General features: G+C 46.0%; 20 protein-coding genes, 1 tRNA gene and 1 pseudogene. 6 read left to right on the forward strand and 16 right to left on the reverse strand.

Annotated features, from left to right (window positions below; translation table 11 throughout):
* Complete coding sequence (locus EYA81_RS04335) at positions 1–477, reverse strand: Lrp/AsnC family transcriptional regulator (protein WP_005827104.1); 477 nt, start codon at positions 475–477, stop codon at positions 1–3.
* Positions 478–714: 237 nt separating this feature from the next.
* Between EYA81_RS04335 and EYA81_RS04345 the strand changes: the two genes are divergently transcribed.
* Entirely contained in the window at positions 715–1,992 is a 1,278-nt protein-coding gene (locus EYA81_RS04345; protein ID WP_117964115.1) for an IgA Peptidase M64, read from the forward strand.
* Positions 1,993–2,016: 24 nt separating this feature from the next.
* Positions 2,017–2,553: a GNAT family N-acetyltransferase gene (locus EYA81_RS04350; RefSeq protein WP_117600036.1), complete on the forward strand. Its 537-nt coding sequence runs from the start codon at positions 2,017–2,019 to the stop codon at positions 2,551–2,553.
* A gap of 74 nt (positions 2,554–2,627) precedes the next feature.
* Here EYA81_RS04350 and EYA81_RS04355 read toward each other — a convergent pair whose 3' ends face one another.
* The 9 genes and pseudogenes from EYA81_RS04355 to EYA81_RS04395 all read right to left on the reverse strand — a co-directional run bounded on the left by EYA81_RS04355 (position 2,628) and on the right by EYA81_RS04395 (position 8,586).
* On the reverse strand, positions 2,628–3,092 hold the full coding sequence (locus tag EYA81_RS04355; protein WP_025833345.1) for a biopolymer transporter ExbD: 465 nt from the start codon (positions 3,090–3,092) through the stop codon (positions 2,628–2,630).
* Positions 3,092–3,682: a biopolymer transporter ExbD gene (locus EYA81_RS04360; protein ID WP_117600035.1), complete on the reverse strand. Its 591-nt coding sequence runs from the start codon at positions 3,680–3,682 to the stop codon at positions 3,092–3,094. Before EYA81_RS04360 ends, EYA81_RS04355 begins: the two co-directional genes overlap by 1 nt.
* A 35-nt stretch (positions 3,683–3,717) precedes the next feature.
* Positions 3,718–4,203 (reverse strand): hypothetical protein, encoded by a 486-nt coding sequence (locus tag EYA81_RS04365; RefSeq protein ID WP_117600034.1) that lies wholly within the window; start codon positions 4,201–4,203, stop codon positions 3,718–3,720.
* Positions 4,204–4,208: 5 nt separating this feature from the next.
* Positions 4,209–5,012 carry a MotA/TolQ/ExbB proton channel family protein gene (locus EYA81_RS04370; RefSeq protein WP_117964113.1) on the reverse strand — a complete coding sequence of 268 codons (804 nt, stop codon included), beginning with the start codon at positions 5,010–5,012 and terminating at the stop codon, positions 4,209–4,211.
* Between the two features lie 77 nt (positions 5,013–5,089).
* A tRNA-Ser gene (locus tag EYA81_RS04375) sits at positions 5,090–5,177 on the reverse strand.
* A 162-nt stretch (positions 5,178–5,339) separates the two neighbouring features.
* A complete protein-coding gene (locus EYA81_RS04380) occupies positions 5,340–6,119 on the reverse strand; it encodes a TatD family hydrolase (protein ID WP_117600032.1) in 780 nt (259 codons plus the stop codon).
* An 8-nt stretch (positions 6,120–6,127) separates the two neighbouring features.
* Positions 6,128–6,829, reverse strand: coding sequence for a hypothetical protein (locus EYA81_RS04385; RefSeq protein WP_131225390.1), 702 nt, complete (start codon positions 6,827–6,829; stop codon positions 6,128–6,130).
* A gap of 16 nt (positions 6,830–6,845) precedes the next feature.
* On the reverse strand, positions 6,846–7,820 hold the full coding sequence (locus EYA81_RS04390) for a polyprenyl synthetase family protein (RefSeq protein WP_117600078.1): 975 nt from the start codon (positions 7,818–7,820) through the stop codon (positions 6,846–6,848).
* Between the two features lie 80 nt (positions 7,821–7,900).
* Positions 7,901–8,586 (reverse strand): annotated as a pseudogene (locus tag EYA81_RS04395) (energy transducer TonB).
* A 262-nt stretch (positions 8,587–8,848) separates the two neighbouring features.
* Here EYA81_RS04395 and cmk point away from each other — a divergent pair.
* The 3 genes from cmk to pfkA all read left to right on the forward strand — a co-directional run bounded on the left by cmk (position 8,849) and on the right by pfkA (position 11,539).
* Positions 8,849–9,544: a (d)CMP kinase gene (gene cmk / locus EYA81_RS04400; protein WP_131225391.1), complete on the forward strand. Its 696-nt coding sequence runs from the start codon at positions 8,849–8,851 to the stop codon at positions 9,542–9,544.
* Positions 9,545–9,551: 7 nt separating this feature from the next.
* Positions 9,552–10,418, forward strand: a complete 867-nt coding sequence (locus EYA81_RS04405) for a 4-hydroxy-3-methylbut-2-enyl diphosphate reductase (protein ID WP_117964110.1) — start codon at positions 9,552–9,554, stop codon at positions 10,416–10,418.
* Positions 10,419–10,558: 140 nt separating this feature from the next.
* The gene (gene pfkA, locus EYA81_RS04410; RefSeq protein WP_005827137.1) at positions 10,559–11,539 is read left to right on the forward strand and encodes a 6-phosphofructokinase; all 981 of its coding nucleotides are present in this window, start codon (positions 10,559–10,561) and stop codon (positions 11,537–11,539) included.
* Between the two features lie 61 nt (positions 11,540–11,600).
* Here pfkA and EYA81_RS04415 read toward each other — a convergent pair whose 3' ends face one another.
* The 6 genes from EYA81_RS04415 to EYA81_RS04440 form a co-directional block, all read right to left on the reverse strand.
* Positions 11,601–12,440 (reverse strand): SDR family oxidoreductase, encoded by an 840-nt coding sequence (locus EYA81_RS04415; protein WP_117964109.1) that lies wholly within the window; start codon positions 12,438–12,440, stop codon positions 11,601–11,603.
* A 36-nt stretch (positions 12,441–12,476) separates the two neighbouring features.
* Complete coding sequence (locus EYA81_RS04420) at positions 12,477–13,700, reverse strand: NADH:flavin oxidoreductase (RefSeq protein WP_131225392.1); 1,224 nt, start codon at positions 13,698–13,700, stop codon at positions 12,477–12,479.
* Between the two features lie 72 nt (positions 13,701–13,772).
* Entirely contained in the window at positions 13,773–14,543 is a 771-nt protein-coding gene (locus EYA81_RS04425) for a DUF1295 domain-containing protein (protein ID WP_131225393.1), read from the reverse strand.
* A 246-nt stretch (positions 14,544–14,789) separates the two neighbouring features.
* Positions 14,790–16,133, reverse strand: coding sequence for a citrate/2-methylcitrate synthase (locus EYA81_RS04430; protein ID WP_131225394.1), 1,344 nt, complete (start codon positions 16,131–16,133; stop codon positions 14,790–14,792).
* A gap of 12 nt (positions 16,134–16,145) precedes the next feature.
* Complete coding sequence (gene icd / locus EYA81_RS04435) at positions 16,146–17,306, reverse strand: NADP-dependent isocitrate dehydrogenase (protein WP_131225395.1); 1,161 nt, start codon at positions 17,304–17,306, stop codon at positions 16,146–16,148.
* Positions 17,307–17,309: 3 nt separating this feature from the next.
* The gene (locus EYA81_RS04440; RefSeq protein WP_131225396.1) at positions 17,310–19,553 is read right to left on the reverse strand and encodes an aconitate hydratase; all 2,244 of its coding nucleotides are present in this window, start codon (positions 19,551–19,553) and stop codon (positions 17,310–17,312) included.
* Positions 19,554–19,685: 132 nt separating this feature from the next.
* On the opposite strand from EYA81_RS04440, the gene EYA81_RS04445 reads away from it, so the two are divergent.
* Positions 19,686–21,581, forward strand: a complete 1,896-nt coding sequence (locus EYA81_RS04445) for an AAA domain-containing protein (protein ID WP_131225397.1) — start codon at positions 19,686–19,688, stop codon at positions 21,579–21,581.
* The last annotated feature ends 21 nt before the right edge of the window (positions 21,582–21,602 follow it).

Raw genomic sequence — 21,602 nt, forward strand, 5'->3', positions numbered from 1 at the left:
TCAATCTTCCTCTTCTTCTACCGTTATAGGCATCTGCCGCTTGATGGCTTCGTGAAAAGAAATCAAGGTTTCCGTACGCGCCAGTCCCAGCGGCTGCAACTTATCATGTATGATGCTCAGCAAATGATGGTTGTTGCGGGCATAAAGCTTTATGAACATATCATACTTGCCCGTTGTAAAATGGCATTCCACAATCTCGGGAATAGCTTCCAATGCTCTCGTTACAGCATCGAAGGAAGCAGGATCCTTTAGGTAGATACCGATATAGGCGCATGTTTCATATCCTATCTTCTCCGGATCAATCACATATTCAGAACCTTTCAATATACCTAAGTTTGTCAGCTTTTGAATGCGCTGATGAATGGCTGCTCCCGATACATTACAAGCTCTAGCCACTTCAAGGAAAGGAATGCGTGCATTATCGGCTATAAGTTTTAAAATCTGTTCGTCTAAAGTATCCAACTGATGATGTCCCATTTCAAATTCTAATGATTAATAAATTACTATATCTCCTGCATATCTATACGGCAATATGCAAAGTTAGCTATTTTTTCGCCAATAAAAATACGGTTTATAACTTTTCTTACAAAAAAAGAATAATACCGCATATCAGGCATTTCAAAGCGTATACGCAAATTCCATCTCGCACGACTGGAAAATTGCAGATGAGCTTTAAAGATATTATCTTTGTCGTAGCAATAATAATGAACCGTTATGAAAAAGTATTCCTTATTCCTATTATGCCTGATGGCAGCAATATCCTTGCATGCCCAAAGCTTTGCCGATTATTTTGCCGATAAGACCCTACGTATCGACTATATCTTTACCGGAAATGCAGCCAAACAAGAGATATGCCTGGACGGACTGTCTTGTCTCCCCTCTTGGGCAGGAAGGAAGCATCACTTGTCTGAACTGCCCCTGCAAGGAAACGGACAAATCATTATGCGGGATGCTGCCAATGGCAACGTAATCTACAAAACATCCTTTTCTTCGCTCTTTCAGGAGTGGCTGGAAACAGATGAAGCCAAAGCAGTAACCAAAGGATTCGAAAACACCTTCCTCCTTCCCTATCCCCTTCGTCCTGCAGAAATAGAAATAACACTCCTTGACCCGCGTAGAAATGTACGGGCAAGCATGAAACATACGGTCAGTCCCGACGATATCCTAATACAGCAGAAAGGTACTGCCCACATCACACCACATAAATATCTGCTGCAAAGCGGCAATACAGACAAATGCATCGACGTAGCCATCCTTGCAGAAGGATATACTCCCGAAGAGATGCCGGTATTCTACAAAGATGCAGCCATTGCCTGCGAAAGTCTGTTTGCCCACGAACCCTTCCGGTCCATGAAAAAGTACTTCAACATTGTAGCAGTGGCCAGCCCCTCCGAAGACAGCGGAGTAAGTGTACCACGCCTCGGAGAATGGAAACGGACAGCATTCAGTTCTCATTTCAGCACATTCTATTCAGACCGGTATCTGACAACCTCCCGTGTCAAATCCATACACGATGCGCTGGCTGGAATACCGTATGAACACATCATCATCCTTGCCAATACGGAAGAATATGGCGGCGGTGGAATCTATAATTCCTATACCCTTACTACCGCCCACCATCCAATGTTCCGCCCCGTTGTGGTACATGAGTTCGGGCATAGCTTTGGCGGACTGGCCGATGAATATTTCTATGACAATGACGTGATGACAGATACCTATCCATTAGATGTGGAACCCTGGGAACAGAATATCAGCACGAGAATCAATTTCACCTCCAAGTGGGAAGACATGCTTGCACAAGGAACTCCCGTTCCTACTCCCTCTTCTGAAAGTGGAACATATCCCGTAGGTGTATATGAAGGAGCCGGCTATTCTGCCAAAGGCATCTACCGTCCGGCAGACAATTGCCGCATGCGTACCAATGAATATCCCACTTTCTGTCCTATCTGCCAACGAGCTATCCGCCGCATCATTGAATTTTATACAGAATAAGAACAAACTAAACTTAAAGAACTTATGATCAGACTTCAACGTATTACAACAGCTGACACAGACTTGTACAGCTATATGGAGAAATTAATGACTCAATCGTTCCCTTCAGAGGAGTACCGGGAACTGGAGGAATTGCGCAAGTATACAGATACCAAAACGCACTTCTATAACAATATCATCTTCCATAACAACACCCCGGTAGGCCTCATCACTTACTGGGATTTCGGACATTTCTACTATATAGAGCATTTTGCCATTGACCCCGCACAGCGTAACGGCGGGTATGGAAAGAGTGTACTGAACCATTTGTGCCAACTCTTAAAACATCCCATCGTCTTGGAAGTGGAAATACCCGAAGAAGAAATGGCTAAACGCCGCATTAACTTCTATCAACGGCAAGGATTCTCCTTATGGGAAAAGCCCTACCAACAACCACCCTACAAAGCAGGAGACAACTACCTACCTATGCTCATCATGGCCTATGGAGATATAGAATGTGGAAAGGATTTTGACTCTGTAAAGGAACACATCTACTGCGAAGTATATAATGTGAAATCTTAAAAATCCAATATACTTAAAACAATAAAGGTCGTTTCAACAAATGAAACGACCTTTATTATATCTTAAATCAACTCTTACTGACGCGGTTGCGCAGAATAGTTAATCTTCAAAGCATAAGCTTGACGAAGAGCTTCCTTGATATCTGTTACGATACCCATTTTCGTATCTTGGTCAACTTTCAAAGACACTGTCATCTGTGGCTGATCTTCTTCTTTCATACTGGCACGTTCACCAATAATATAATCTTGAATTTCAGCAACTTCAGCATAACTGTCGTTCAACTGGATACGGCTCTCGTTACCTAACTTCTTACGAAATTCGGCAGTAGGTTTTCCTACGTAGATAAACGTAACCAACGACTTCTTCTCCAGTTTCTCCAATTCCGTAGCTTGCGGAACCTTAAACTCAACCTTTAATGTTACCTCACGCATCGTTGTCACAATCATGAAAAAGAACAACAAGGTGAAGATAAGGTCAGGCAGAGAAGAAGTGTTCAACGCCGGCATCTCACGTTTACCAGTCTTATTAAATTTTCCCATTACTTCTTTTCTCCGTACTTTTTAGGTTCTGCCTCAGAAATTCTCTGAGGATAAATTTCACGAATTGCATCTTGCTGTTCTTGATCCAACTCAGCATAATTTTTCTGCCACTTCTCTTGAGCCAATTCATCACGCAACTCATTATAAGCTGCTACCAACTCATTCTGTACAGCCATATATGCCTTATAGGAAGAACCGCGGTCACAACGCAAAGAAACCACATGATTTTCCGTTACTTGAACCGTACCGAAGAAAGCAACATTCTTTGAAATCTTTTCCGGCTTCGTTTCATCATTGTACGGATTGGCAATGAATTCTTTTGTTTTCGCACGCAATTGGTCAACTGTAATATAATCATTCCCACACATTAACTGGTCCTGCATATTTAAGAAGACTTGCAGAACATTACGTTCTTTCTTCTTCTGGTCCTCAATCTTCTGGTCTTTTTCCGGTGGAGGCGGCAAACGTCTTGCCAAACCACGGTCAGTATCCATAGATGTCGTGATCAAGAAGAAAATCAGCAACAAGAATGCAATATCCGCTGTAGAACTTGAGTTAATATCAGGAACTTTTCTTTTTCCTTTTGCCATTGTAATTACTCTTTAGATTGATTTACCTCAATCGGTTATGATAATTTCTTCTTAATGCTACTAAAAATGATTGCCAAGATTGTACCAGCAAACAAGATATAGATAGAATAGAGGAACATATCAGTAAGCTTCAACCAGAAAGGAACATTTTCAGTTCCGCTATAACCCGGAATAACGAGTGGCTCTTCACTACCCATAGCCCAAGAAATAACAACAACTGCAACCAATATAACCAAACCGATCAAAGATTTCAACGCTGCTCCCGGATTATCTTTCAGTGCAGATCCAAATTGGAACACAACACCAACCACGGTAGCAATAATAGCTATAAAGAACAAGACATACATCAAATAAATCAATGCGTCTGTCTGAGCCGGTTGCCACATTTCTGCGTCAACACTCATCAATACTGCATCGCCCTGAGCATCTCCACCGAAGTAGAACAAGCCTAACACTACCAAGATGATAGCGAACATGACATACAGTACGTAGTATGATACTTTATATGATAACTTAGCCATCTTAATTATTTTTTGTATTTCAAGTCATATTTGATAACCATATCCAACAGTGAGATAGAAGAATCTTCCATTTCACTTGTCAAAGCTTCAATCTTAGACAAGATATAGTTGTAGAATACCTGCAGAATCAAAGCAACGATCAAACCGAAGATAGTAGTGATCAAGGCAACCTTCATACCACCTGCTACAACCGTCGGAGAGATATCACCTACCTGCTGAATCTTATCAAATGCCTGCACCATACCGATTACAGTACCCAAGAATCCCAAAGACGGAGCCATAGCGATGAACAGTGTAATCCAAGAGCAACCTTTTTCCAAGTAACCAGCTTGTACACCACCATAAGATACTACAGACTTTTCTACTACGTCAATACCTTGGTCAATTCTCATCAGACCTTGATAGTAGATAGAAGCAATAGGACCTCTTGTGTTACGTGCGATGTCTTTAGCAGCTTCAACGTCACCTTTTTCCAAAGCAGCTTCGATAGCAGACAAGAACTTCTTTGTATTGATTTCAGCCAAACTCAAATAAATGATACGTTCAATACAGAATGCAAGACCGATAACCAATGCGATAGCTACCAAACTCATGAAAGATGCAGTACCTTCAATGAACTTTGTTTTAATCTCTTTGTGGATACCACCTTCTGCAGCTTCCATAGCGGCAGGAGCAGCAGCGTCAGCAGCAGGTGCTACAGCTGCTTGTTCAGTTTGTTCAGCTGCAGGAGCATCTTGAGCCTGAGCAAGTTGAGTTGAGCCAAATGTTAAGACTCCCATCACAGCAACAATTGCAAATAACTTTTTCATTGTGTGTCTAATTTTTAAGATTAATTAATTAATTTATTTATTATAATTTGTTGTTTTATCTCCATTTTATCACATTGCGGAGAGACGGGGATTCGAACCCCGGATACCCTTTAGGGGTATACACGCTTTCCAGGCGTGCCTCTTCAACCACTCGAGCATCTCTCCAATAGACGCCTTTTCTGAAATCGGGTGCAAATTACAAAAAAAATGCGAACCACAAGCGTTTTCAGCTACAAATGTATTCTTTTTTTTGTTGTTCTGCCTCATTCTCCCCGTTTTATATTAAATAAAATCTCAAAATTAATAAACTTTAAAATCTTAAAGAGCTTATTTGAGCATTCCGAACACTTTTAAAGCGTTATCAGAAGTAACCTGAGCCACCTTTTCAGGAGAATTCCCATAGATTCCGGCCACCTTTACCAAAGTATCCTTAACATATGCGGTTTCGTTCCTCTTGCCTCGATTGGGAACCGGAGTCAGATAAGGGGAATCGGTTTCCAGCACGATACGTTCCAAAGGAATATTCTTCAAGACTTCGGGCAAAGTTGATTTCTTGAAAGTCACCACACCATTTATTCCTATCATAAAATCCGCAAATTCCATAATCCTGCAGGCCTCTTCCGAGGTCCCCGTAAAACTATGGAAAATTCCTTTCAAAGGAGTCTGCCGATAAAGTTTCAACACATTATATATATGGTCGAACGCTTCCCTACAATGCAGCACTACCGGCAAATCGTATTCCAAAGCCCACTCAATCTGCCTGCCCAACGCCCTTTGCTGTTCTCTGAGAAAAGTCTTATCCCAATACAAATCCATACCAATTTCACCAACTGCAACAAATTCGTTCGATGAGGCCAGCTCCCGGGCCACTATATCCAACTCCTTTTCATAATCCGCATCCACAGACGTGGGATGCAACCCAATCATTGGATAGCAATACCCCTTATATTCACGACACACCCGAAGCATAGGCTTTATGGTGGTACTATCGATATTGGGCATAAAAATATGCGTGACTCCTGCCTCACGGGCACGGGCCATCACTTGGGGCAAATCCCCTGCAAACTCTTCTAAAAAAAGATGGGAATGTGAATCAATCAATCTCATTCTTCAACTTACTCTTTGCGTTTTTCACCAGTACGATAATAATAGATTATTCCATAATCACGGCATAAATCCAACCGTTTCTCATTAGGAGTAACCTCCTCAAATTTTTTTTCCACCTGGTTCCATATATGCAGAATCAACTCATCCGCTTCTGCACGCATCGAAGCCAAGGTGTCCAAACTGCGGGCTGTTAAAAATTGAAGATTCTTTTGTTTCTCATAACTATCCATGAAAATATCATAATGCACCCTCACTTTTGCAATCGTAGGGTTATAAATGGGAATTCCTCCCTGAGATATACGCTTGTTTTCCCCATCCACGATTTTACGCCCCCACTCTGCCAAAGCAGGCTCTGTCGATAAATCAGGCACATTATTGTTGCTTGTGTCCAAACCGTAATATTCCTTATGAGCAATACGCACTTCAGAACGGATGACAGCTAAATTCAACACCTGGATAAAATGAGAAATATACAGACGGGCAGTCTTTACATTAGCCTGATGCTTACGTCCCGCCCGAGCCTGCCGCTCAAAACAGTCGGCATAATAAGCTTGCGCAGCTTCAAACTTTGTAAGAAAATTCCGCGCATCAGTCAATACCTTCAAAGATACGGCCAAATCATACACATTACATATATCACCCTTGACGACCACTGCTTTCAGCGCCCGTATTCTCGCTTGATCTGTATTAGGCAATCTTCTATAAGGCATTTCTCCCGGATTTAAGTTACACTTCCCGATGCATCAAGTTAGCCATCAAGCTCTTCAATTCTTCCTTCTTTTCATCCGCCACGTTCACCGCCAATAAACTTTCCATTGCGCGCTCACAATACTCTTCCATTTTTTTCTCACACAACTCCTTGACACCAATCTGGTTATACAGTTCCGTCACCGCAGCAACCTTCTCCTCCGGATTGAATGAAACAGCATCCACCCAAGCATTCAAATAAGTCAACTGGCCTTCATCCGCATGTTCAAAAGCCTTTATCAGCATGTAGGTCTTTTTATTGCACAGAATGTCACCTCCAATATTCTTTCCAAAGACGGCAGCATCGCCATAAACATCCAGGAAGTCATCTTTCAACTGAAAAGCGACACCCAAGTTCATGCCAAAATCATACAACAGCTCCGCATCTTCAGAAGAAGCCCCTCCCAAAAGAGCACCAATCTTCAGACTTGCAGCCAACAATACCGAAGTTTTCAGACGAATCATTTCCAGATACTCCTCTGCCTTCACATCTTTCCGATGTTCAAACTCCATATCCAGCTGTTGCCCTTCACAGATTTCAAGTGCGGTCAAGCTAAATATATCCATCACTTCTTTCAAATGTTCAACCGGGCATTGAGCCATAAACTGATAAGCCAATACAAGCATTGCATCCCCCGAAAGAATGGCAGCATTGTCATCCCAGACTTTATGTACTGTATCCTTGCCACGGCGACGGTCTGCACGGTCCATCAAGTCGTCGTGCAAAAGAGTATAATTATGATACACTTCAATACCCATTGCAGGATTAAAAATACGGGTAATATCCTCCTGATACAGATTGTAGGCCATCAACATCAATACCGGACGGATTCTTTTTCCACCCATGGACAGCACATAGGTAATGGGAGCATATAAACCTTGAGGAGTACGGGTAAACTGCAATTCTGCAATATGAGAATTTATTCTTTCTAAAAGCTCGGAAGCTGTAAACATGACATTTTCAGAATTTAGGAAATAGCGGATAATGAAAAGAGGCTGCATTCCGGCAGCCTCTCCCACTTATAGATATTTTATTACTGCAATCTAAACATTACAGGTACAGTATACTTAACGCGAACGGGTTTACCACGCTGCATACCGGGCTTCCACTTCGGCATACCCATAATCACGCGGACAGCTTCTTTGTCCAAATACGGATCAACACCTCTCAAAACTTTAGCATCTACAATACTACCATCCTTATTAACCACGAACTGTACAGTTACACGACCTTGAGTTCCGTTTTCCTGTGCAATAGTAGGATATTTGATGTTCTTGCTCAGATACTGCATCAGACCAGCCATACCACCATTCGGAAATTCAGGCATCTGTTCTACCACTTCGAAAATAGTCTGTTCTTCCGGTTCTTCTTCTTCCACTGCTACGGGAACATATTTAATTTCCACAGCCTGGTTCAATTCTTCAGAAGATACGATAGCAGTTTCTTCCACGTCAGCATCGTCCTCAACAATAGTCAAGGTTTCTGCAATTGCAGGAGCTTCGGGGGCGGAGGAGTAACCTGCTCCGGTTGTTCCGTAATAGGAATAATTTCCTCTTCAAATACTAAGTCGGCAACAGCCTGGCTCGTATCAATCTTGATGTCACGCTTTGTCCACTCGAACGCAACAAACATGAAAGCGAGCACAATCACATAACCGACAAGCAGCCAAGTCGACTTCTTACTCTCCAAGTCTGCCTTAGGTGATTTCTTAATTTCCATAATTTATAATATAATTTTAGTGTTTCTCATTTGGGGCAAATATAGCACTTTTCCCAAGAATGTTCACGCACTGCTGTTTTTTTTTACACAATAGGCGCTCCATTTTCATTTTTTTAATCCTTCAAAAGCCTCCATGTGCTTTTGTGCCACAAATGTAACGAGATATTTTAAAAATACCGTATCTTTGGCAAGAATTTTAAATGAAATATTGAAATTTTCTGTTTTGCAGGTGTTATACCTATATAACTATAGTATAAAAGTCATGAGAAAGATAACAATAGCAATCGACGGCTTTTCCTCTTGCGGAAAAAGCACTATGGCCAAAGACCTCGCCCGCGAAATCGGCTACATATATATAGATAGCGGTGCCATGTATCGGGCAGTAACATTATATAGTATGGAGAATGGTATTTTCCAGGGTGACCGCATAGATACCGAAAAACTTAAAAGTCTAATAAAGGATATACATATTTTTTTCCGCCTGAACCCCGAAACCGGACGCCCGGACACCTACCTGAACGGAATAAATGTAGAAAACAAAATCCGTACCATGGAAGTGTCTTCACGTGTCAGTCCCATTGCAGCATTGGATTTCGTACGCGAAGCTATGGTGGCACAGCAACAAGAGATGGGCAAGGCCAAAGGCATCGTTATGGACGGGCGCGACATCGGCACTACCGTTTTCCCGGATGCCGAGCTGAAAATTTTTGTAACTGCCAGCCCCGAAATACGGGCACAACGCCGCTATGATGAACTGAAGGCCAAAGGGGAAGAAGCCAGCTTTGACGAAATTCTGGAAAATGTGAAACAACGGGACTATATTGACCAAAACCGGGAAGTAAGTCCGCTGCGCAAAGCTTCTGACGCTTTATTGTTGGACAACAGCCACCTGACCATTTCCCAACAAAAGGAATGGCTGGCCGAACAATTCGAACGGGTTATAAAGGAGAAGAACTGAACCGGATATGGCAAAAGTAGAAATAGACGAAGGCTCCGGCTTCTGTTTCGGAGTTGTCACCGCAATAAACAAGGCAGAAGAGGAACTGGCGAAAGGAGGAACCCTTTATTGTCTGGGAGATATCGTGCACAACAGCCGTGAAGTGGAACGCCTGAAAGCAATGGGACTGATTACCATCAACCATGAGGAATTCAACCACCTCCACAACGCCAAGGTGTTGCTTCGCGCTCATGGAGAACCCCCCGAAACTTATGACATTGCCCGCCGCAACAATATAGAAATCATTGACGCAACCTGCCCGGTCGTACTCCGCCTGCAAAAGAAGATAAAGCAAGAGTATGTCCAGGAAGACGGCCAAGACAAACAAATTGTCATCTATGGCAAAAATGGACACGCCGAAGTACTGGGACTGGTAGGTCAAACTACGGGAAAGGCCATCGTTATTGAAAAGCAGGAAGAGGCAAGGAAACTGGATTTCAGCAAAGACATCCGGCTCTATTCCCAGACCACAAAATCTCTGGACGGATTTCAAAACATTGTAAAATACATAGAGGGACACATCTCACCGGAAGTTACTTTTGAATCATACGACACTATCTGTCGACAAGTAGCAAACCGGATACCCAATATCCGAAAATTTGCCGCTTCCCATGATTTAATATTCTTTGTTAGCGGTAAAAAAAGTTCCAACGGCAAGATGCTGTTCAGTGAGTGTAAAAAAGTCAATGCCAATTCACATTTGATAGACAGTGCCGAAGAAATAGATAGTTCTCTGTTAGCCGGTGCCAATTCCATCGGTGTCTGCGGAGCCACTTCCACCCCTAAATGGCTGATGGAAGAAATTTCAGAAGCCATAAAGTCAAAACTTAAATAACAGTTTGTCATCCTTTTGAAACAGCAAATTAACGTAATTTATTAGTCACGGCCTCAGCTTTTTCCTTATCTTTGCGGCATGAAAAAATAGTCCAAATCTATTTTTCATCATGATTATTAATACTAAACAAAAAGATTGTTATGGGAACAGTTAAGTGCATTGGTATCTTGACATCAGGAGGTGATGCTCCGGGAATGAACGCAGCCATACGTGCCGTGACACGTTCGGCTATTTACAACGGACTTTCAGTTAAAGGTATATATAGAGGTTACAAAGGTCTGGTAACCGGCGAAATCAAAGAATTCAAAAGCCAAAATGTCAGCAACATCATCCAGCTGGGTGGTACAATCCTGAAGACAGCCCGCTGCAAAGAGTTCACGACTCCCGAGGGCCGCCAGATTGCTTACGACAACATGAAGAAAGAAGGCATTGACGCCTTAGTGATTATCGGAGGCGACGGTTCGCTGACCGGTGCTCGTATCTTTGCACAAGAGTTTGACGTGCCTTGTATCGGGCTGCCGGGAACTATCGACAATGACCTTTATGGAACAGATACCACTATCGGCTACGACACCGCGCTGAACACGATCCTGGATGCTGTGGACAAAATCCGTGATACAGCCACTTCCCATGAACGCTTGTTTTTCGTAGAAGTCATGGGACGCGATGCCGGTTTCCTCGCTCTGAACGGTGCCATCGCCTCCGGAGCAGAAGCAGCCATTATCCCGGAATTCAGTACGGAAGTAGACCAACTGGAAGAATTCATCAAGAACGGTTTCCGGAAATCCAAGAACAGCAGTATCGTACTGGTAGCCGAGAGTGAACTGACCGGCGGTGCCATGCACTATGCAGAGCGTGTAAAGAACGAATACCCCCAATATGACGTACGCGTAACCATCCTCGGTCACTTGCAACGCGGTGGTAGTCCTACGGCACACGACCGTATCCTTGCCAGCCGTCTGGGCGCAGCCGCCATCGACGCCATCATGGAAGGACAGCGCAATGTCATGATAGGCATTGACCACGATGAAGTGGTATACGTTCCTTTCACGAAAGCCATCAAAAATGACAAACCCATCAAGAAAGACCTTGTAAATGTACTGAGAGAACTGTCGATCTGATGACAGCCAGTTCAGATACCCCATAAACAGAGAAGGCGCCATATGCGCCTTCTCTGTCTTTTTACAACCATTTCTTCACTATACTTTCCGTCCTCTCCCACAGTTCTTCCATCTGTACATGCCGGGTATACTTCTCCGAAAGAGACTTGGGACGGCAACTGGCATTCAATGTACCCGTACGTTTACCGGCATCCTCATCCAGCAATAAGCTGACAGCCGTTGCAGCTCCCTTACGGGGAGTACGGATGAAAGGCCTGAAAAGTATATCTGTCAGCGGGTCAAACCACATATGCATGGTAATGATATTGGTAGACACAATCCCTGGATCAGCCGCATTCACAACAATACCTTTGTGCTTGACACGACTGGCCAAGTCGATGGTGAACAGAGTCAATGCCAGCTTCGTGTTGCTATATATAGGAATGCGCCAAAAGCCACCCTTCTTTCCCCGGAGGAAAAAATCCGGAAAGTCAAGATGACCGATGGCATACGTACAAGATACCATATTCACAATACGGCTCCCCTCTCCCATCAATGGCAGCAGCTTGCGGGTCAGCAGGTAAGGCCCTACATAATTGACACTCACCGTCCGTTCCAGTCCGTCTTCGGTAATGCGGCGTTCCGTTTCCATAGTTCCGGCATTGTTCATCAGCAATGCCAACGGCTCTCCCCGCTTCAACAGATGCTCTGCAAATGCGGCCACTGAAGCCAGAGATGCCAAATCAACGGGAGCAATCTCAATACGCGGATTACCGGTTTCACGCATCAGCAGTTGCCGCTTGGGTTCGGCAGTTTGAGGGTCACGGCATGCCATGATGACCTGATAGCCGGCAGTTGCCACTGCGCGGGTAATTTCCATGCCCATGCCACCGTCTGCCCCGGTTATAACAGCTAAATTCACTTTAATAATTAAAAATTGAAAATTAAAAACTAAAAATCAGCCTTTCGCTTCGATTTTCTCTATCTCCTTTTTCAGACAAGGTGGAAGCTCCTCCTTCAAATGCTGATGGCATGCCATCTCGATGGAATACATCCGGGCAATGCAATAATTACTATGCTGGCAGTTGCAACGTGCATTCTCTTCGGCACGCATGCGGTTGACGAACCCCGGCTCATTGAGCAGAGCACGTGCCATTTGCACAGCCTCGAAGCCGTCATCCAGCACCTCATCTATCTTGTCCCTGGAAACCAGGCCACCCACATAAACCAACGGTATCTTCAAGGCGGCACGGAATTTCAAGGCATCTTCCAGGAAATAGGCTTCCTTAAACGGTACGCTCGGTATCATCCATTTGCCTACCATGCGTACACCGTATTTCAACCACCAGCAGGTCATGTAATGCGTCATGCTGCGGATAGGCATTTCGCCCCGCATGACATACATCGGCGCCTTACTGACGAACCCACCGCTCAAGACCAGCGCATGTGCTCCCGACTGCTCCAGCCTCCGGGCCACCTGCATCGTCTCGTCCAGCTCCATCCCTCCACGGAAACCGTCGCGCATGTTCATCTTCACCAGCACAGCCATATCACTGCCGGCAGCCTTCATCACTTCTTCCATCACCATATCCATAAAACGCATACGGTTCTGCAACGAGCCTCCGAACTCGTCTTTCCGATGGTTGGTGGACGGGGACAAGAACTGGCTGATGAGATAGCCATGCCCTGCATGAATCTCTACAGAATCAAATCCGGCCTCCCGTGCCAGATTCACCGAACGTCCATAAGCGCGCGCCATCTCCGGCAGCTCATCGGCACGAAGTCCGCGCACAAAAGTAGGAGAATAAAGATTGAAACCGGAAGATGCACCGACAGGCATACAACCGCAAATACTCTTATGGGACATATTGCCACAGTGTCCCAACTGGATGCCTGCCGCAGCCCCCTCCGCATGTATGGCATCAGTCAGCCTACGGAGTCCGGGGATAATCTCAGGACGCATCCACAACTGGCGGTCAAAAGACAAGCCGCTCTGAGTAACTGCCGCATAAGCAACAGTAGTCATACCTATACCTCCCGCCGCTACCGACCGATGATAGTCGAGCAACATGTCCGACGGAGCGTTTCCGGGACACATGCTCTCGAAAGCAGCCGAACGGATGGTACGGTTACGCAAAGTCAACGGTCCGAAAGTGACGGGGGTGAATAACTTGGATTCCATCGTTATGAGTTATGAGTTATGAGTTATAAGTTATGAATTATTCATTTTCCATTTTCAACTCTCCATTTTCCATTAATAAAGAAATGGAATGATGCGTTTGCGCTTTCCTACCGCCTCATCACCAAACTCCTCCCGATAACGGCGGTGAATGGCATCGGCACGGGGAACAAGGTTGGCAAACGTCCACCAGACGAACACCCAGGCGGCGGGAGAAGCTGTGAGTATGGCAAACCCCGTCCATTCCACCAGTTCACCGAAGTAATTGGCAGAAGTGACGTATCGGTAAAGTCCTTTTCCGGGAAGATAATGCTTCGCATCACCCGGCCTGCGCAGATGACGTATCACATAGTCAGAATGCAAATTGACGAACATACCCGCAAAAAACAGAATGACTCCCAACAAGGCATGAGGTTTCAACAAATAGGCCCAGCCATCGGCATACAAGCCTTCGGGAGCGAAATAGAACAAACCGCCCGCCTGCATCATCCCGTTCAAAAGGTTGAAGACGATACCCATCGCCATAATAGCTACCGGCATCCGGCTTTTACCTTTCAGCAGGAACGGAAAAATAAAGGCCCGCTGAAGATAGTGCAACTGAAACAGCAGGAAGAAGAAATATACCGGCACGGCAAATCCCGCTCCACTCTTCCCCCACAACCCAAACATGACGATGAATACCGGCGCTTCCATAAGCACCCACGCCAATTTATTATTGATGGAGATTCCCCACGAGGCAGTACGGAACATGCCATAACCCGCTTTGACAAAATAGAGTGCAATAAAGACAACCAATGCCACAGCACTCATTACCCACAGAAATATCTGAAAAGTTTCCTGATTCATAGTTCTTTATTTATGCGAAGCAAAGATAAAGAAAACTCACAACAAACAAATCGTTTTCCCCGGATAATTGTTTTTTCATGCAAAAACCAGTGTTTTTTACTGAGAAGATTAAGCAGTAGAGATACGAAAATCTAATCGTTCCATCATGGAGTAAATTTCATTCCACCATGGAGAAAAAATCGTTCCACCATGGTGGAACGATTTTTCCCCCGTGATGGAACGATTTAAAAGATACAAGTCTAATCCTTACCGTTTCTTAATGGGCACATAAGCCACCTCATCCAAAACATTCTTATAGGCAGGACGGATAATACGCTTACCTTCAAAGTTCAATTCTTCATTGCGATGTGCACACCAACCGACAATACGTGCCATGGCAAACAAAGGCGTGAAGATTTCCTGCGGCAGCCCAATCATCTCGTAGACAAAGCCCGAATAGAAATCCACATTGCTCGAAACCGTCTTTCCATTATTCTTCACACGGCCAAACACATCAATGGCGCGCTCCTCGAGCAGTTCAAGGAAAGCGAACTCACGTTCTTTCCCTTTTTCGCGGGCAAGGTCGCGGGCAAGCTCCTTCAGCAGAATGGCGCGCGGGTCGGAAATGGTATAGACGGCATGTCCGATACCATATATCAAACCGGTCTTGTTATAGACTTCCTTGTTGAGCATGCGGGTGAAGTAAGTATCAATCTCATCCACGTTCGTCCAGTCCTGAATGTTTTCCTGCAGATGGTGGAACATATCGGCAACCTGAATATTGGCACCTCCATGAAGCGGCCCTTTCAAGGAACCGATACCTGCCGCTATCGAAGAGTAAGTATCCGTCCCGGTAGAAGAAGTGACACGTACGGTAAAAGTGGAGTTGTTACCACCACCGTGCTCGGCCTGAAGAACCAACAGCAGGTCGAGTGTGCGGGCATCCAGCTCCGTGTAGTCCTTCTTCAGCATATAGAGGAAATTCTCGGCAATGGAAAGGTTTTCCTGCGGATGGCGGATATGCAATGAACGGCCATGGGTGGCATGGCGAAGCATGTTATAGGCATACGCAATGATGGTCGGGAATTTCGAAATAAGCTCAATGCTCTGCCGCATCAGATTATCGCGGGAAGTGTCATCTGCATCAGGGTCAAAACGATACATCTCGAGCACGCTGCGCGCCAGGATGTTCATAATGTTGTTTCCTTCAAGTTCAATGATATTCATCTTGGTCTTCTGTTCCAGCGGCATGTTGTCGTTGATGAGCTCACGGAAAGAAGAGAGTTCTTCCTTGTCGGGCAGGCGACCGGAAAGCAACAAGTAGGCAATTTCCTCAAAACCGAAACGCTTCTCTTTGATGATGGCGTGTGCCAAGTCATCCACATCATAACCGCGGTAGAACAATTTGCCGGGAATAGGCTTCAGCCCTCCACCGGGGATGCGTTCATAGCCGACCACATTGCCTATTTTGGTCAACCCCACCAAGACTCCCGTGCCGTCCTCATTACGCAAACCGCGCTTCACATCAAACTTCCTGAACAGTTCATTCTCAATCCGGGTAGCTTCCTTCAAATCTTCGGAAAGCTTGTAAATCAGATACTCCTTCTTCATAATCGTTTCGTTTTATTCGTTATTCCCATTTTCTATTCTCCTTACAATCTCCCGGGTGAAAGCCGAAGTGGACAGCGAGACGCCACCCGGCATAAAACGGACCAAGTCGGCAGTAGCACGGGCTTCTGTGAAACTTTGCTCCAAGGCGTTCTCTATAAGAGAGGCTGCTTCCTTCCAACCCAGATATTCAAGCATCATCACAGCGGAAAGGATGATGGAACAGGGATTCACAATGTCTTTCCCGGCAATGTTCGGAGCCGTCCCGTGAGTAGCCTCAAAAATGGCATGCCCCGTTTTATAGTTGATATTCGCACCCGGTGCAATGCCGATGCCGCCTACCATGGCAGCCAGTTGGTCGGACACATAATCGCCGTTCAGATTCAACGTGGCAATCACGGAATATTCTTCAGGGATAAGCAACGTGTTCTGCAAGAATGCATCGGCAATGCAGTCCTTGATGACCAGACGCCCTTCTGCCAGCTCTTTACCAAACTCACGTTCTGCCAGTTCGTACCCCCACTTCTTGAAGCCGCCTTCCGTAAATTTCATGATGTTTCCTTTGTGTACCAACGTCACGGAAGGCAGATGATGCTCAAGGGCGTATTGGCAGGCGGCACGCACCAAGCGCTCTGTTCCTTCTCTTGAAACGGGCTTCACGCCAAACGAGGAGGTTTCGGGAAAACGGACTTTTGTCACCCCCATGTCATCATGGAGAAAACGATAGAACTTTTCAGCCTCCGGAGTTCCGGCTTCCCATTCGATGCCTGCATAAATATCCTCGGTATTCTCACGGAATACGTACATATCCACCTTCTGCGGCTCTTTGAGTGGAGAAACAATGCCCTTATACCAACGTACCGGACGTTGGCAGACATACAAATCGAGCGTCTGACGCAAGGCTACGTTCAAGGAACGGATACCTCCGCCGACGGGAGTTGTCAAAGGACCTTTGATGCCCACCTTATAGGTACGGAAGGCTTCCATGGTTTCGTCCGGCAACCAGGAACCGGTTTCGTGGAAGGCACGTTCTCCTGCCAGCACTTCTTTCCATTCAATGCCACGCCGGTCACCATAGGATTTCTTGACAGCGGCATTCACGACAGCCTGCATGGATGGGGTCACTTCTGCTCCCACCCCATCGCCGGTAATAAAAGGTACAGTAATTTTTTCCATATTCTATCTTGCATTAAGTGCAGAACCGGCCCGGAACCAGGCTATCTGCTGTTCGTTATACGTATGTTGTACTTCAAAACTTTCTTTACTCCCGTCCTCGTGATGAAGAACCACCTTCAACGTGCGTCCCGGAGCAAAATCTTTCAAACCCATGACAGAAATCAGGTCGCGTTCCCGAATCTTGTCATAATCGGCCTTATCCGTAAAGGTCAACGCCAACATGCCTTGTTTCTTTAAATTCGTCTCATGGATACGGGCAAAGCTTTTCGCCAAAATGACGCGTACATTCAGGAAACGTGGTTCCATGGCAGCATGCTCACGGCTGGAACCTTCACCATAATTCTCTTCGGCAACGACAATGGAAGGGATGCCTTCGGATTTATACAATTTCGCCGTGCCTGACACCGTTCCATAGGTATTGGTAGAGCGATTCCAGACACTATTCGTCTCTCCATTGAAAGCATTGACAGCTCCCATCAGCATATTATCCGAAATATTCTCCAGATGTCCCCGGAAACGGAGCCATGGCCCTGCCATGGAAATGTGGTCGGTGGTACATTTCCCCTGCACTTTAATCAATAAAGGCATATTCAGCAAATCCATGCTATCCCAGGCAGGGAAGGGAGTCAGCAGTTGCAAGCGCTGTGAATGAGGATTGACCGTAATTTCCGTCTGTCCTTTGCCTGGAGCAATGTATCCTTCCTTTCCTCCTATAAACCCGTGTGCCGGCAGTTCTTCACCGACCGGTTCGGACAGTTTCACAACCTCTCCTTTGGCATTGACCAGCGTATCCCTCAACGGGTCGAAACAAAGGTCACCGGCAATGGTCAGCGCCATCGTTATCTCCGGGGAAGCGACGTAAGCAAAAGTGTTGGGATTTCCATCGGCACGTTTGGCAAAATTACGGTTAAAAGAGGTGACGATGGAATTTTTGCGTTCGGGGTCATCAGTATCGCGCTTCCACTGGCCAATACAAGGTCCGCAGGCATTCGCCATTATCGTTGCGCCAATATCTTCGAAAGCGGCAATCATGCCGTCGCGTTCAGCAGTGGCACGTATCTGCTCCGAACCGGGGTTGACAATCAGCGGAGAAGCAACCTTCAAATTCTTTTCCTTTACCTGCCGGGCAAGGGAGGCTGCGCGGCTCAAATCCTGATAGGACGAATTGGTGCACGACCCTATCAGGCCGACTTCCATCCGGCGGGGATAGTTATTGGTTATCACTACCTCGGCAAATTTCGATATCGGTGTTGCTGCATCCGGCGTAAAGGGCCCGTTGATATACGGTTCCAATAGCGAGAGGTCTATTTCAATGATGCGGTCGTAATATTTTTCCGGATTTGCCAGCACTTCGTCGTCGGCGCGAAGGTCGGCAGCTACGGAAGCAGCCATTTTTGCCACTTCTTCACGTCCGGTAGCCTTCAAGTAGGTACCCATACGCTCATCGTAAGGGAAAAGGGAGGTAGTCGCCCCCACCTCTGCCCCCATATTGCAGATGGTAGCCTTTCCAGTGGCAGACAATGAAGCGGTTCCCGGTCCAAAATATTCAATGATGGCATTGGTTCCCCCTTTTACAGTAAGAATACCCGCCAACTTCAGAATAACATCTTTGGGAGCTACCCAGCCACTCAATTTACCCTTCAAGTGTACGCCTATCAGACGCGGCATTTTCAGTTCCCATTCCATGCCGGTCATCACATCCACCGCATCGGCACCACCCACACCAATGGCCACCATGCCCAAACCTCCGGCATTGGGCGTATGAGAGTCCGTGCCTACCATCATTCCACCCGGAAATGCGTAGTTCTCCAATACCACCTGGTGAATAATGCCTGCTCCCGGCTGCCAAAAACCTATGCCATAGCGGGAAGAAACATCACGGAGAAAATTATAGACCTCCTCGTTGGTCTTCGTAGCAGTCGCAACATCTTCTTTTGCACCTTTATATGCTTGAATCAAATGGTCACAATGCACAGTGGAAGGCACGGCAACCTGCTCACGGCCTGCATTCATAAATTGCAATAAGGCCATTTGAGCCGTTGCATCCTGCATGGCCACACGGTCGGGACGGAAATTCACATAGTCTTCTCCCCGTCTGTAGTTCTTCACTTTATCCCCATCATACAAATGAGCATACAAAATTTTCTCCGCTAAAGTCATCGGACGCCGCAGTACGTTCCGTACGCGTTCTATCTTTTCCGAATAAGCGGCATAAAACGTTTTGAGCATCGTTAAATCATATACCATAACCACTATTTTTTAGTTTTTCATTATTGTAAAGATTACAAATTAATATCATAAACAAATAAAAAGGCTGAATAGTTTAACAAAATAAAGCATTTTTTCCGTCGGAAGCGAAGAATGATTACCTTTGCAACCATGAAGGAACAAGATTCAAATAGTCCTATTATTCACCTCCAGCAGCAACAACTTTTGCTGCGCATGGAATACGAATACGAAAAAGAGGAATTCAAACGCCAAACCGAAAACATGGGAGTTGCCCGGAAAGTGAAACGGGGACTTTGCTGGTATCCTGCCACTCCGGGACGAAGTTACTATAATTCACTGAATCAATTAGTAATAGAAATTACACACACAGAAAATACCGATATAGAACATAATTTTGAGTTCGGCCGTCCCGTATGTTTTTTCCGCCAGTCTGCCGATGGGAAAATAACCTATATGAACTTCACCGCTACCGTAAGCTATGCCGACGAGACACGGATGGTAGCGATAATGCCCGGAGCCGGTGCCGTTATGGAAGTGCAGGAAACGGACAACCTCGGCGTGCAACTTTATTTCGACGAAACATCCTATCGGACCATGTTCGAAGCCTTGGAAGATACGTTACGCTCCAAAGGCAACCGCCTGGCCGAATTGCGGGACATATTGCTGGGAACCTCGAAAGCCGGTTTCCGAGAGCTCTACCCCGTACGGTTTCCCTGGCTGAACTCCACGCAGGAGACAGCTGTAAACAAAGTGCTGTGTGCCCGCGACGTGGCCATTGTACATGGTCCTCCGGGAACCGGAAAAACGACCACCTTAGTGGAAGCCATCTACGAAACCCTGCATCGGGAACCGCAGGTACTGGTATGTGCCCAAAGCAATACCGCCGTCGACTGGATTTCGGAAAAACTTGTGGACCGTGGCGTCAATGTCCTGCGTATCGGCAATCCGACCCGTGTCAACGACAAGATGCTTTCCTTTACCTACGAGCGTCGTTTCGAGAACCATCCACTTTATCCGGAACTGTGGAGCATCCGGAAAAATCTCCGTGAACTGGGCAGCCGTGCCCGCCGTGGCAGCTATGACGAACGCGAAGGAGTACGCAGCCGTATGAGCCGCCTGCGCGACCGCGCCACCGCATTGGAAATACAAATCAATTCAGAGCTTTTTGATGGGGCACATGTCATAGCCTCCACGCTGGTAAGCAGCAATCACCGGCTGCTGAACGGACGCCGTTTCGGCACCCTTTTCATTGATGAAGCAGCCCAGGCCTTAGAGGCTGCCTGCTGGATAGCCATCCGAAAGGCAGACCGCGTGGTGTTGGCGGGTGACCACTGCCAACTTCCGCCCACCATAAAATGCTACGAAGCCGCCCGTGGAGGTCTGGAACGAACATTGATGGAGAAAGTGGTGTCCAACAAACCTGCCGTTGTCTCTTTGCTGAAAGTGCAATACCGCATGCACGAGGAAATCATGAAATTTCCTTCCCAATGGTTTTATAATAGCGAGTTGGAAGCCGCTCCCGAAGTGCGTTACCGGGGCATCCTGGACTGGGATACCCCCATCCACTGGATTGACACCTCCGAAATGGATTTCAAAGAAGAATTTGTGGGAGAGACTTTCGGGCGCATTAATAAGGCGGAAGCGGACCTGCTCCTATCAGAACTGAAAATCTACATCAACCGTATCGGTGGCAACCGCATTCTGGAAGAAAAAATAGACATCGGCATCATCTCCCCTTACAAGGCACAAGTGCAATATCTCCGCAGCAAGATAAAGGCAGACGCTTCACTCAAGCCTTATCGCAGCTTGTTCACTGTAAATACGGTGGATGGCTTCCAAGGGCAAGAGCGCGATGTTATCTTCATTAGCCTTGTCCGTGCCAACGAAGAAGGACAGATAGGATTCCTGAATGATTTAAGGAGAATGAATGTAGCCATCACCCGGGCACGTATGAAGCTGGTAATATTGGGAGAGGCAGAGACGCTGAAACATCACGGTTTTTACCGGAAGCTATTGGAGTTTATTCAAAATATAGGGAATCAATAATAAAGAAATACCCCCTCCGGT

This window comes from Bacteroides sp. A1C1 (assembly GCF_004328515.1).
GTDB lineage: Bacteria > Bacteroidota > Bacteroidia > Bacteroidales > Bacteroidaceae > Bacteroides > Bacteroides uniformis.